13 protein-coding genes are annotated in these 12,471 nt (G+C 41.3%); all 13 read left to right on the plus strand.

Translation table 11 applies throughout. The features are described 5' to 3' along the window. Position 1: 1 nt before the first annotated feature. Entirely contained in the window at positions 2–1,132 is a 1,131-nt protein-coding gene (locus Q0R57_RS02635; protein WP_294743645.1) for an ATP-grasp domain-containing protein, read from the plus strand. Beyond that, positions 1,129–1,704 carry an HAD family hydrolase gene (locus tag Q0R57_RS02640; protein ID WP_294743647.1) on the plus strand — a complete coding sequence of 192 codons (576 nt, stop codon included), beginning with the start codon at positions 1,129–1,131 and terminating at the stop codon, positions 1,702–1,704. Before Q0R57_RS02635 ends, Q0R57_RS02640 begins: the two co-directional genes overlap by 4 nt. 5 nt (positions 1,705–1,709) lie before the next feature. Next, entirely contained in the window at positions 1,710–2,564 is an 855-nt protein-coding gene (locus tag Q0R57_RS02645; RefSeq protein WP_294743648.1) for an NAD(P)-dependent oxidoreductase, read from the plus strand. 17 nt (positions 2,565–2,581) lie between these two features. Continuing rightward, entirely contained in the window at positions 2,582–3,253 is a 672-nt protein-coding gene (locus Q0R57_RS02650; protein ID WP_294743650.1) for a sugar transferase, read from the plus strand. A gap of 203 nt (positions 3,254–3,456) precedes the next feature. Further along, entirely contained in the window at positions 3,457–4,560 is a 1,104-nt protein-coding gene (gene gmd / locus Q0R57_RS02655) for a GDP-mannose 4,6-dehydratase (RefSeq protein ID WP_294743652.1), read from the plus strand. 98 nt (positions 4,561–4,658) lie between these two features. Beyond that, the gene (locus Q0R57_RS02660; protein WP_294743654.1) at positions 4,659–5,864 is read left to right on the plus strand and encodes a GDP-L-fucose synthase; all 1,206 of its coding nucleotides are present in this window, start codon (positions 4,659–4,661) and stop codon (positions 5,862–5,864) included. A gap of 28 nt (positions 5,865–5,892) precedes the next feature. Continuing rightward, positions 5,893–7,002 carry a nucleotidyltransferase family protein gene (locus Q0R57_RS02665; protein ID WP_294743656.1) on the plus strand — a complete coding sequence of 370 codons (1,110 nt, stop codon included), beginning with the start codon at positions 5,893–5,895 and terminating at the stop codon, positions 7,000–7,002. 265 nt (positions 7,003–7,267) lie between these two features. Next, positions 7,268–8,068: a hypothetical protein gene (locus tag Q0R57_RS02670; protein WP_294743657.1), complete on the plus strand. Its 801-nt coding sequence runs from the start codon at positions 7,268–7,270 to the stop codon at positions 8,066–8,068. 2 nt (positions 8,069–8,070) lie between these two features. After that, positions 8,071–8,583, plus strand: coding sequence for a hypothetical protein (locus tag Q0R57_RS02675; RefSeq protein WP_294743658.1), 513 nt, complete (start codon positions 8,071–8,073; stop codon positions 8,581–8,583). 110 nt (positions 8,584–8,693) lie between these two features. Next, on the plus strand, positions 8,694–9,119 hold the full coding sequence (locus Q0R57_RS02680) for a hypothetical protein (RefSeq protein WP_294743660.1): 426 nt from the start codon (positions 8,694–8,696) through the stop codon (positions 9,117–9,119). Beyond that, complete coding sequence (locus Q0R57_RS02685) at positions 9,116–9,469, plus strand: hypothetical protein (protein ID WP_294743661.1); 354 nt, start codon at positions 9,116–9,118, stop codon at positions 9,467–9,469. Before Q0R57_RS02680 ends, Q0R57_RS02685 begins: the two co-directional genes overlap by 4 nt. A 197-nt stretch (positions 9,470–9,666) precedes the next feature. Then, positions 9,667–11,106: an ATP-binding protein gene (locus tag Q0R57_RS02690; RefSeq protein ID WP_294743663.1), complete on the plus strand. Its 1,440-nt coding sequence runs from the start codon at positions 9,667–9,669 to the stop codon at positions 11,104–11,106. Between the two features lie 48 nt (positions 11,107–11,154). Continuing rightward, on the plus strand, positions 11,155–12,234 hold the full coding sequence (locus tag Q0R57_RS02695) for a hypothetical protein (RefSeq protein ID WP_294743665.1): 1,080 nt from the start codon (positions 11,155–11,157) through the stop codon (positions 12,232–12,234). The last annotated feature ends 237 nt before the right edge of the window (positions 12,235–12,471 follow it).

A 12,471-nucleotide genomic window follows, 5' to 3' on the forward strand; every position in this document is an offset into this window, starting at 1 on the left:
GATGAACCATATACTGATAACAGATGTACAATATAGGAAAGAGTTTGATAATGTGTCAATTATCAAAAAACTATTTCCTAATGAACATCTAATATTAGGAACAATAAAGAGCGCACTGTTCTGTAAGCTTGCTTACGGACGATGTTCCGTTGAGAAGCTAAGGACTGAAGATGGGAAGGATGCTTTCTTCCATGATTTCAAGATTCTGTTAGAGAAATACGGACAGGATAAGATTATCTATGTTCCAGGGGAAGAACAAACAACAGATTATGTTGCGGAATACTTAGGACGGTATGTACAAGGAAATGTTGTATGCCTTTTACCATCTTATTCTATGTACAAGCTGTTCCGCAACAAACGATCATTGAATCATTATTGTTTAGAATATGGTTTCCCTGCTCCCAAAGAATACAAGGTGGAAGATTTACCTGCCGTAGAATATCCTGTTTTACTTAAACCCGAAATAGGTTCAGGCAGTCATGGCCAATACAGGCTGTACAAGAAAGAAGATTATACCGATGAAATTAAGACTGCATTGAGCAAAGAGCCTTATCTTATTCAGGAGTTGTTGCCTAACGGTAAAGAAGTTCAAGGTGGATTCTTCTTGTGCCATAAAGGAAAGGTAATAGGTGCTTACACACACAAACGTATAAGAACTAGCCCGGAAGAGGGAGGGGTTACGGTACTATCGTGTTTGAATGATAATCCACAATTGATAAACCAAGGAATACAACTATTGGAACATGCCGGTTGGGAAGGCTTAATCATGCTGGAGTATATATATGATGATAGAAGTGGCGAGTATAAACTGATAGAAGCTAATCCTCGTATTTGGGGATCGATTATGCTGTCTGAATATAGTGGCGCAAATCTATTGCAAAACTATATACGCATCTGCCTTGGGCTACCGATAGAGAAAATACAGATGAAAAAGGAAGCTTTTATCAGATGGTTCTTTCCTGTAGACTTACTGAATTGGATAAAGAAGAAAGGGAAGATCAAAGACTTCTGGAACTTCAAAAATACCTGTGTTATTAACTGGACGTATGCACGAAAGGATAGAGCTTTGCTATTTATTCTGATGTCGGTATTCAATATGCATAACCTGAAGAATTTGTTTGGAAGAGCATGAGCAAGATTGTAGTTTACGACTTTGATGGGACGCTCTCGTATGGTGATAGTATGGAGGAGTTGTTTAACTCTGAAATGCAGGGGATAAAGTCTCTATATAGATGCTATTATTATTTCCTGAAAGTATTGTCAAAGCTAAAACTGAGTACCGTCAAAAGTGAAAAGGAGAAGATGATCAAGCTACTTTTCCATTCTGATGAAAGAGCGTTTCGTGAAGCATGCATGGAGCAAGCAAATAATTATAAGTTTTCTCCTATTATGGAGAAGCTAAAAAAGGATGTATCAGAAGGCAATCGTGTAATAGTTTTGTCTGCATCTTCGGAATGCTTCTTGCAAACTGTTTTCAGTGGTTTAGATGTGGAAATACTTGGTACCACATTCAATTGTAAAGGAGGAAAGATAAAGGGCATTAAACAGCATCCGTTCTATCATGAAAAGGTTGATACACTTGTCGGTTATGGGATTCCTGTAGTGGATGAGGCATACTTTGATAGCAAGTGGGATGAGTGCTTAAAACCTATATGCCGTAAGTGGTATAAGGTAAAGCAAGGCGTTATTATCGAAGAAAAATAATTGATATGAATATATTGGTAACTGGATCTGCCGGAATGATTGGCAGTTATGTGGTTAAAGGCCTAATTGAGAAAGGTCATACTGTTATTGGTGTAGATCGAATAGCAAGAGATATAACCCTCCAAGGGCTTACTCAAATTATTCTGGATTTATCATCAAAAGAAGGAATCCTGCAGTTATTTGATGATAAGAAGATTGATCGTGTGATTCATCTGGCTGCTTTGGCACATACTAAGGGAGTGAAAGATGTTTCATGGGAAGCATTCAAGTTGGTGAATGTTGATTGTGCAGAAAACCTCTTTGAGGCTTGCGCAAAGCATAATGTACCTGTACTATTCATCAGTACTGTAGATGCCATTGGAATGGTGAAGGGTTTAATCACACCCGAAACGGAGTTGAATCCTATATCCAACTACGGTAAAAGTAAGGCAATGGCAGAAGGACGATTGAAGGATATTTGTAAGGTGTGGAATATCTATCGTTTCTCACCCGTATATACGCCAGAAGTGAAACGTGATATAGAAAAGCGCTATTATCTGAAATACCCTAATTGGGCTTATAAGATTGGCAAGGGTGGCCAGTTTGAGGTGCTGAATGTCACAGGTGCTGTTGCTGCTATGGTGGATTGGGTGGACAAGAAGGTGGATAATACTATCCATGTGATTAAAGACCCAGAACTACTTGACATCAACGACCTAATTAAGGCAGAAAAAGCTCAGGGTAGAGCAAAGCACGTGCTATGGTTCCCGAAGTGGATGGTACAGTGTGGTTATTACGTGATTAAACTCGTATTTGGTAAGAGTAATAAGACATATTTAGTGTTCAAGGCTTTGTGGCCGTTCCGTACAGTGGATAATTAAAGAGTTTAAGAGTAATTATGTATCAGATAATTAAGAGAATTTTCGATTTCATTTGTGCGTTTATTGCACTTGTGGCTCTGTCGCCAGTATTTCTGTTTACAATTATTGGAATTCTGATTAGTGACTGGGGCCCTATATTCTATAAGGCTAATCGTATTGGTAAGGGGAACAAACCATTCAAGATGTATAAGTTCAGGTCGATGAAAGTACTGAAAGCACCTAAGAAGGGTGCTGAGGCAAGCTTGAGACCTGATGAAGATCGTATATTCCCGTTTGGACATTTCATCCGTAAGGCTAAGATAGATGAACTGCCACAATTGATTAACATCCTGAATGGTAGTATGTCAATTATTGGCCCTCGTCCTGTAGCAGAAGACCAATTTGATATGTTCCGTTATGGCAAGTGGAATGAGGCTGCCAAGGTTCCGGTGGGATTGAGCGGTCCAGCAGCATTGTATGACTATATCTATGGTGACCAGTTCACTGACGAAAAAGAATATATGGAAAAGGTATATCCTACACGTAGAGAATTGGAATATACATACGTACAGAAAGCGGGCATCTTCTATGATTTGAAGATGATTATATATACTGTGATTTGTATCATGTATGCGCTTGTAGGTAAGGAGTGTACATGGATATTGAATGAGCTCAAAGCTGATGCTGCAAGCTCAATTCAAGAGGGATAAAATGGAAACGAAAGAAGTATTTCTGACATTAGTTAGGTTAGGGATAGGTCATAAAGGAGGTAAACTTTCTGGCAAAGTAGATTGGATGGCAATACAAGCCCATGCTGAGAGTCTGATGAGCGGATTCTGGAGCGGAGAAAAAACCATTTGTTGAAACCAGCTTCGATATAGATATGATTATAATTTGAAATAAATAATTTATAATGAAAACAGCACTTATTACTGGTATTACTGGCCAAGATGGAAGCTATCTGGCCGAGTTTTTGTTGGAAAAAGGTTATGATGTTCATGGAACGATTCGTAGAAGTTCTGTGGACTTCAGAGAGCGTATTGCTCACTTGGAAGGCACACCGCATTTTCATCTGCACTATGCGGATTTAGGTGACTCCATGAGTGTATTAGGCGTGATTGGAAAGGTACGTCCTGATGAGATATATAACCTGGCTGCACAGAGCCATGTGCAGGTTTCGTTCGACAGCCCTGAGTTTACGGCTGATGTGGACGCTGTGGGTGTATTGCGCATCTTGGAGGCAGTTCGCCAGTTGGGTATGACTGAGACCTGTCGTATCTATCAGGCTTCTACCTCAGAGCTGTATGGTAAGGTAGAGGAGGTACCACAGAACGAAAATACACCATTCCATCCTTACTCTCCGTATGCTGTGGCTAAGCAGTATGGCTTCTGGATTGTGAAGGAGTATCGTGAGGCTTATAACATGTATTGTTGCTCGGGTATTCTGTTCAACCACGAGTCAGAGCGCAGAGGTGAGACTTTTGTAACTCGCAAGATTACGCTGGCAGCTGCTCGTATTTCTCAGGGCTTGCAGGATTGCCTGTACTTAGGTAATATGGATTCGCTTCGCGACTGGGGATATGCCAAGGATTATGTGGAATGTATGTGGTTAATCCTCCAGAATGATACTCCTGAGGATTTCGTGATTGCAACTGGAGTGCAACACTCTGTACGAGAATTCACAGAACTGGCTTTCAAACATGCAGGTATTGAACTGAAGTTTGAAGGCGAAGGTATCAACGAAAAGGGTATCGTTGTTAAAGGCCCAGAGGCTTTGGTAGGCAAGACTGTAGTTGCCGTAAGTGAGGACTTCTATCGTCCTACGGATGTTGTTAACTTGTGGGGTGACCCAACGAAGGCTAAGGCTAAGTTGAAGTGGAATCCGAACAAGACCAGCTTCGAAGAGCTTGTTCGCATTATGGTAGAATCTGATATCGCCAAGGTTGCTGCTGAAGGTGCTGCCGCTAAGGTTAGAACTAATCTGGCTGAGTATCTTGAAAAGGGTATTGTTAAGTAATCAAGAATTGACCTGCGGTCGAGCCTGCTCACGCTCGGCAATGCTTAAGCAAGCTTAGTGTTGCGCTCGCTCAATCGCAGCCTTTGAGAATTATACGAATGTTAAATAAGAATTCAAAAATCTATGTAGCAGGCCACAACGGACTCGTTGGGTCTGCTATATGGAATAACCTGAAAAGTAGAGGTTATAATAACCTTATTGGTCGTTCTCATAAAGAACTGGACTTGACAGACCAAGTGGCTGTGAAGAAGTTCTTTGATGAGGAGCAACCTGATGCAGTGGTATTGGCTGCTGCCTTTGTGGGCGGTATTATGGCCAACATGCTGTATCGTGCCGACTTCATTATGATGAACATGAAGATACAGTGCAACGTAATCTCTGAGGCCTATGCACATGGCGTGAAAAAACTGCTTTTCTTGGGTAGTACGTGTATCTACCCGAAGAACGCGCCACAGCCCATGAAGGAAGATTGCTTGCTGACATCACCCTTGGAATATACCAATGAGGAATATGCCATAGCCAAGATTGCTGGCTTAAAGATGTGTGAAAGCTATAATCTGCAGTATGGTACGAACTATATTGCAGTGATGCCTACCAATCTTTATGGCCCGAATGATAACTTCCATCTGGAGAACAGCCATGTGATGCCTGCAATGATGCGCAAAGTATATTTGGCAAAACTCATTCACGATGGAGCTTGGGATAAGATCCGTCGTGACTTAACCATCCGTCCAGTTGGAGCAAACATCAAGGAAAACGGAGAGCAAGTGCGCTATGTAATAGATGGTGATAGCGATGAAGCACTCATTCGCAAGATTCTTGCTTGGTATGGAATCGAGGATAATAAGGTTACTCTTTGGGGTACAGGAAAGCCACTACGTGAATTCTTGTGGAGTGAGGATATGGCTGATGCTTCAGTGCATGTTCTGCTGAATGTGGACTTTAAAGACATCATAGGAATAGAGAAATATTCAAGTGTACACTATGGAGTAGCTGCTGATGGGATAGTTGACCGCAATCATTCAACAGGCCGTGGTGGATATATCCCTTCATTAGGCGAAATCCGCAATTGCCACATCAACGTAGGTACTGGTAAGGAGTTAACCATCCGCGAACTGTCAGAATTGGTAGTGAAGGCTGTTGGTTTTGAAGGAACAGTAGAGTTTGATGCATCTAAACCTGATGGTACCATGCGTAAACTCATTGATGTAAGCAAGCTTCATTCTCTTGGTTGGACTCACAAGGTTGAGATTGAGGATGGCGTCCAGAAATTGTTTGATTGGTATCGCCAGTCTTTAGCCTAAAGACTAAAGAAAGAAAACTTTTACTCCATTGAATAATAATCAACAAGCATTCCTGGAATTGGTAAGAGCTGGGCTTTGGGAAAAAGAAGCTCGGCTATTACCGTTTGGAGATGTGGACTATGATGAGATCATGCGTTTGTCAGAAACGCAAAGCGTAGATGGGCTTGTAACAGCAGGTATTGAACATATACAAGCTATAAAGGCTCCGCAGGATGTTGTTCTGCAATTTATAGGGCAGTCGCTACAAATAGAGCAGCAAAACAAGGCTATGAATAAGTTTGTAGCCAAGCTGATTGAGAAATTGCGTAAAGAGGATGTATATACGCTTTTGGTCAAGGGGCAAGGAATAGCTCAATGCTACGAGCGACCTTTATGGAGAGCATCTGGTGATGTGGATTTGCTACTGAATGACACCAATTATGAGAAAGCAAAGAAGGTTCTGATTCCTTTGGCTGATGGTGTAGAACAAGAATACAAATCATTCAAACATATAGGAATGACTTTGAATGGAGAGTATGTGGTAGAGCTACATGGAACCATGCATAGTCGACTGTCTAAACGTATTGATAGAGGCGTTGATGAAGCACAGAACGATGTATTCTTCGGAGGCAGTGTTAGGAGTTGGCAGAATGGCAATACACAGGTGTTCTTACCAAGGGCTGACGAAGATGTGATATTTGTGTTTACTCATATACTTCATCATTTCTATATCGAGGGGATTGGACTTAGGCAGATTTGTGATTGGTGCAGACTACTCTATCGTTATCGCTCAGAGTTGGATTTACGGTTACTGGAAACACGGATTCGGAAGATGGGGCTGATAAGTGAGTGGAAAGCGTTCTATAATCTGGCAAACAGATATCTTGGTATGCCAGATTACGGTGAAGGGTTAATGGTTCATGATTCACGGTATGATAAGAAAGCTGATCGAATTATGGAGTTTGTGCTTGAAACTGGGAACTTTGGGCATAATAGAGAAAGGACGGCTTCTAAATCGTATATGGGTGGTAAGTTGGCTTCGACATTTCGAAAACTGAAAGATTTTGGCCATCATATGAGGATATTCCCTATTGATAGTGTGAAGTTCTTCTGCTATTTCGCGATAGATGGGATAGGAGGGGCAATGAGAGGGGAGTGAGGGTGATGGAAGATGTGAGAATGAAGAAATTATTCTTTATGTACTTCTCAATAACTATTGGCGCTTGCAGTAAAGACGACCCCGCAACAGAGGTAATGCTGAGAGCAAGTTAGCTGAGTAGAATGATTCTAATGAAAATGATTCAACACCTGGAGGTGGTTTTTCTATAATCATCAATACCGATAATAAGAGAGAGATACTTTTATTCACTGTTGAATGGTCGGATAGCTTTTAATTGTTTGGAATCTATTAAAATCGAAGAGAGATGAATGATAATCCAAATCCTGAGGTTTCAAATAAGCAGAAATCAAACTATGGAGTTTTGATTTCATTTGTTTGTGTTGTTATCGTATGCTGTGGATTATATGGCTTTGCCATGTATATCCATAATAATCATATTGTGGAGGGACAAAATCGTATTATTAAAACATATACTCAACAGTTAGAAAAGATTGAAAATTCAAGACCAACAAGCTTTTTTAATGACAATCAAAGAGAAATAAGTTCTTTTCATCAGGATGTGAAGGCGTTGTTGGAACTTGAATTTAATAGAATCCAAAATGAATTTGAGGCGATAGAAATATGGGCAGGTATTCTCACTATTATTTTCTTAATATTCAGCTTTTATTCCTTGTTCAAAACAGAACAGTTGGAAAAACAAGCCAAGGATGAACTATTGAGAATAAAGAAGATTAATGAGGATGGTCTGTTGAAATTGGCTAAGTTCGAGACAGATAGTGAGGCTCAATTAACCTCTTTAAAAACAGAAGCAGAAAGGATAAAAAAAGATGCTGATGACAAAATAACTGCCAAATTGGAAATTGAAAAATCAAACGCAGTTACTGACCTGAGTGATAGGGCAAGAGAATTGCTGGCTGCCTATAAGGGACAGTTGGAAGAACTGATGAAGGCAAGCCAAATCTCAATAGAGAAAGGTTATAACGAATACATCCAGAAACTCCAGAGTGCGATAGATAAAGATACTGATTTGGATGATTATGGAGAAGAAGAGCTCGATGAAGAAGAACTGAGTAAGGAACAAGAAAACGAAGTGGAGGAGGGCTAACTATGGGTAATGTCGTAAGGATTTTTAGATATGCCAGGCAGCATGCGGATAAAGCAGAAATACAGCTGGGTGAGTTGGTAACTCTTAAGAAGAAGTTAACTGACAGGTCTGTTAGAACAGATAGTATATACACCGACGCTTTGGCAAACGGTGATACATATGTACCTATTAGTTTTATGAGAGGCTATAAGGAATATAATCGCTGTAGAACACGAGTTGAGGACATGGAGAACCTCATTGTTATGAATTTGTCTTTGTCTCTCTCTTTTTGTGCTGAACTTGTTTGTTCGATGATACATGATCCCGAGAGTGAAGCCCTTGGATATAAGCTAAGGATTAGAATTCTTGTAGATAAAATAATCAAGATTGCCACAAGTGAAGCTTTGGATAGGGCTTCTTTAGCTTCTCTTTCTCCCGCTATTGCTAAAATAGAGAGCGAGATAGCACTTAATGAGTTTAGTGTGCTGAGATTGATGAAGAACCATCTTATGGATTTTAGGGCTAAAATATCATAGAAATATGATAACTGAGAGTCGTTCCTACTGACTAATAAGACTTGTATATAATAATCAGATGTGAGTATTTTTAATAAAGGTAGATTGGATACAAATAATTGTAATGTATTATGGATGATGTAAAAATCATAGAAGTTAGTAAAGACTCTGGTATGGGAAGGGGGCAGGGAACTGTTCCTACATCAATTCCATATGACCCGTATGCAAATGTACAAAGATTGTTGTCTGAAGATGACATGAGTTCACCAGCAGTTCAGAAACTGTTACTCAATGAGAATGATAGAATGAGTAGGGAAATCGAGAAAATTCGTACTATAGAGGAAAAATATCATTCTCGAGACAAAGAAGCTGCAATTTTAGAAGAAAAACTTAAACAATCAACAGGAGCTGACGTCCTGTATACTTTATGTGAGGCAGGTGGTTCTGCTCTTGTTGGAGTGTCCTCTACTTTCTGGAATAATAATGGTTGGATTCTACTCATTATGGGATGCGTGTTTATTTTAGGTGGAATTCTCTTTAAATTTGTACAAAGATGAAGATTAAGTTTATTTCGTTTGGAGATGCTGGAAACATAAATGATGAGCGTATTGGTTTCAGGGTTGTAGAGTCTTGTGATTTGAGCTTCTTTGCTGTTTATCATACAAAGAAAACAGAGAAAGGTTTTTACAATAGACCCGAGAATGTGTTTTGGTTTTATCCAAAGAATGTGCAAGCTGGAGATGAAATAGTCCTATATACTAAAGACGGAACTGATAGTATTGAAGAAAGAGGGGATCATAAGGTTCATTTTATATACTGGAGATTGAAAGAAGCAATTCTTAAAAAAGGAGATTGTATTGTTCTCTCTGAGATAAATAATTGGACAGTTAATCCATGCGGAGAATGAGATGCCTGGGAACTGAATGGCAGGGGGACAGGAAATGAAGTGCAACTGATGGTTCATGAATTACGGTTAATGGTTCACGGTTAAATCGAAAATGCGAAGATAAGTGCACAAAAATGAGGTAAAAGTGCAGAAATCGACGTTTATATTTGGCCAAATCGAATAAAAGTTGTATCTTTGTGGCCAAATAACAACACATTATGATAGGGCGTAAATTAGAGCAAGAGCTTCTGCAAGAGGCAGTTGAGAAGAATAGAGCACAGTTTATTGCGGTGTACGGACGTCGCAGAGTGGGGAAAACGTTTCTGGTGAATGAGTTTTTCCAGAACAAATATGCCTTCAAGCATACGGCTGTGTCGCCTGTGAACGAGCAGCTGAAGCCCAAGCGCAACCTGCTGAAGATTCAGCTGAAGGAGTTTCACTACTCGTTGCGTTCGTACGGACTGCCGGCTGGTGAGCCCGTTCCAGCGGACTGGTTTGAGGCTTTCCACATGCTGCAGCAACTGCTGGACACGAAGAGCAAGGAGGGTGAGGCGAGAGTGGTGTTCCTGGACGAGCTGCCATGGCTTGACACTCCGAGGGCGAACTTTATGCCGGCCTTCGAGCACTTCTGCAACGACTGGGTGCTGGCAAGGAAGGACGTGAAACTGGTGGTGTGCGGAAGTGCCACATCGTGGATTCTCGACAAGCTTGTGGACGGAAAAGGGGGCATGTACGGTCGTGTTACACTGTCGATACCTGTTGAGCCGTTCACGCTGAAGGAGTGCAGGGAGTTCTTCCGTGAGGGTGGTTATGCGATGGATGAGTACGACATCGTGCAGGCGTATATGGCCTTTGGCGGCATTCCTTACTATCTGGACCAATTCAGGCGGGGGATGAGCGTGCCGCAGAATTTCGATGCTCTGCTATACGGCAGGCAGGCTCCACTGCGGGATGAGTTCGACAGACTGTTCTCGTCGCAGTTCACGCATCCGGGTGAGTTGCAGAAGATAGTGACGCTATTGGCCAGTAAACGGTCGGGCTATACGCGTGACGAGATTGCGCAGAAGTGTGGGTTCACCACGGGCGGAGGCTTGACAAGGATGCTGTCGGCACTGGAGAAGAGCACGTTTGTGACGCCTTACGTGCCATTTGGAGAGAGCAAGGCCAGGTATAGGCTGACTGACCCGTTCTGCATGTTCTATCTGAAGCACGTGAAGGACAATCGCGATGCCACCACCTACTGGCAGTCATCATTCAACTCGCCTGCGATGCTGGCTTGGTCGGGCTTTGCGTTTGAGGATGTGTGTCGAGCGCATATCAGGCAGATCAAGAATGCCCTGGGCATTGGTGACGTGACCACGAGAGAATCGTCGTGGGTGGTGCCAGGTACTGAGACAGAGAGGGGCATGCAGATAGATTTGGTGATAGATCGCGACGACAGGAAGATTTGCCTGTGCGAGATGAAATTTACGCAGGGAAAGTTCTCGGTGGGGCGCGACTATGCAGAAAAGGTGCAGGAGCGCATCCGTCGCACGATGGAATATACCGGGAACACGAAGCCAGTAATCTCGGTGCTGGTGACCACCTATGGCGTTGAGCGCAACGAATATTCGGGCCGCTTCCAGAAGGTGGTAACGCTGGAGGAGCTGTTTGGGTAATATACGGTTAATTGCGCTTAAGGGTTCAAAGTAAATGGGTGAAGTCAGATGAAAGCGAAAGATAAATTGTTCAGATTCTATAAGCAAGGAGAGAGACCTGAGAATCCTGACGATATGGCATACATCTTATGGTCAGAAGATTCGGTATTCAATTTCTCTAACTATAGTTATGCTTATAGACGGGCTGCAGAAGCACTTTATGAGCAATTTGTGAGCCATAATGGTGATTATGCCATGAAAGATCCCATGGGCATTACACTAACGTTTATGTATCGCCATTATCTTGAATTGACAACCAAGTTCCTATATCTGAAGTTTAAACCTTATGTTATAGGGCGTCGTTTGAGTGATGATGAAATTGCTAAATTTATTGAACATACTGGCCATAATCTGAATACGATTTGGATAGAATTAAAACCAGTGTTACAGGAGTTGTCTGAAAAGTTGAAAAGTACTTTTGATATTGATGCTTTTGGCCATTACGTTAGTCAGTTTCAACGTTATGATGATTCTTCAATGAAGATGCGTTATCCTGTTGACAAAGATGGTAAGGCTATTGAAACGAAATCACAACGACTTGACATAAAGATTCTCCATGACTACATGGAGGATTGTATGAATGAGGTGGACAATCTGATTGGCCAATGGGATGATCAAATATATTGGGATGATGACGAAGAACTTGGTAACCTTTTCATGGAGCAATATGATGATGCAAAAGCTGATGTCGAACAGTTCCTTGCTTATGAAGCTAAATATGCTGAAAGCTATAAGAAACAACATGAAGGTAATGGATTGAGATTCCTAAGTCTAAAGGATATTGCTTTTGATCAACTGCCTGAAGAAATGGATGTTGTAAAGTTTCTAAGGTCATTATCGGATAATCACCTGCTAGTCATACACAACCTCTATTATATAGGAAGAAATTCCTTGCGAAAGATAAATGTTTGGAAGAAAGCTTCAGATAGAATGCTGCAATTCAAGAGATGTGCAGGGTATGAATGCCGCAATGAGGTAAACAAGTTCAATAAACCGATGGACCGCAGTGAGCTTATTGAAACTATAATGAGCAAAATACCTGAGAATGTTTATAATGAAGTAAAAGGGTGTATTGAATTATGTGCTTGATGACCGCATTTATCAGATGCTTATGACACAGGATGAACGTTGGATGGTTAAGTACAATGAGGTGGTGGAATTCATAAAAGCCAACCATCGTAATCCGTCACGCCATAGAATAGAGGAGCATGATATGCTTAATTGGCTGAAGGCTAACAGGAAAAAGCTGAATGCTGGGGGGCTGAAGAAAGATAGACTTAGTTCGTTTAAGGTTTTGTTGGCGTTGAGTGAACAATATAAAAGGAA

Source organism: uncultured Prevotella sp. (assembly GCF_946407605.1).
Taxonomy (GTDB): Bacteria; Bacteroidota; Bacteroidia; order Bacteroidales; family Bacteroidaceae; genus Prevotella.

Bases quoted from the DNA above. Each gene is read 5' to 3' on its own strand.
- Q0R57_RS02650 (WP_294743650.1), top strand. From the start codon at position 2,582: ATGTATCAGATAATTAAGAGAATTTTCGATTTCATTTGTGCGTTTATT.
- Q0R57_RS02645 (WP_294743648.1), top strand. From the start codon at position 1,710: ATGAATATATTGGTAACTGGATCTGCCGGAATGATTGGCAGTTATGTG.
- Q0R57_RS02675 (WP_294743658.1), top strand. From the start codon at position 8,071: ATGGGTAATGTCGTAAGGATTTTTAGATATGCCAGGCAGCATGCGGAT.
- Q0R57_RS02690 (WP_294743663.1), top strand. From the start codon at position 9,667: ATGATAGGGCGTAAATTAGAGCAAGAGCTTCTGCAAGAGGCAGTTGAG.
- Q0R57_RS02640 (WP_294743647.1), top strand. From the start codon at position 1,129: ATGAGCAAGATTGTAGTTTACGACTTTGATGGGACGCTCTCGTATGGT.
- Q0R57_RS02680 (WP_294743660.1), top strand. From the start codon at position 8,694: ATGGATGATGTAAAAATCATAGAAGTTAGTAAAGACTCTGGTATGGGA.
- Q0R57_RS02695 (WP_294743665.1), top strand. From the start codon at position 11,155: ATGAAAGCGAAAGATAAATTGTTCAGATTCTATAAGCAAGGAGAGAGA.
- Q0R57_RS02660 (WP_294743654.1), top strand. From the start codon at position 4,659: ATGTTAAATAAGAATTCAAAAATCTATGTAGCAGGCCACAACGGACTC.
- Q0R57_RS02635 (WP_294743645.1), top strand. From the start codon at position 2: ATGAACCATATACTGATAACAGATGTACAATATAGGAAAGAGTTTGAT.
- Q0R57_RS02670 (WP_294743657.1), top strand. From the start codon at position 7,268: ATGAATGATAATCCAAATCCTGAGGTTTCAAATAAGCAGAAATCAAAC.
- Q0R57_RS02685 (WP_294743661.1), top strand. From the start codon at position 9,116: ATGAAGATTAAGTTTATTTCGTTTGGAGATGCTGGAAACATAAATGAT.
- gmd (WP_294743652.1), top strand. From the start codon at position 3,457: ATGAAAACAGCACTTATTACTGGTATTACTGGCCAAGATGGAAGCTAT.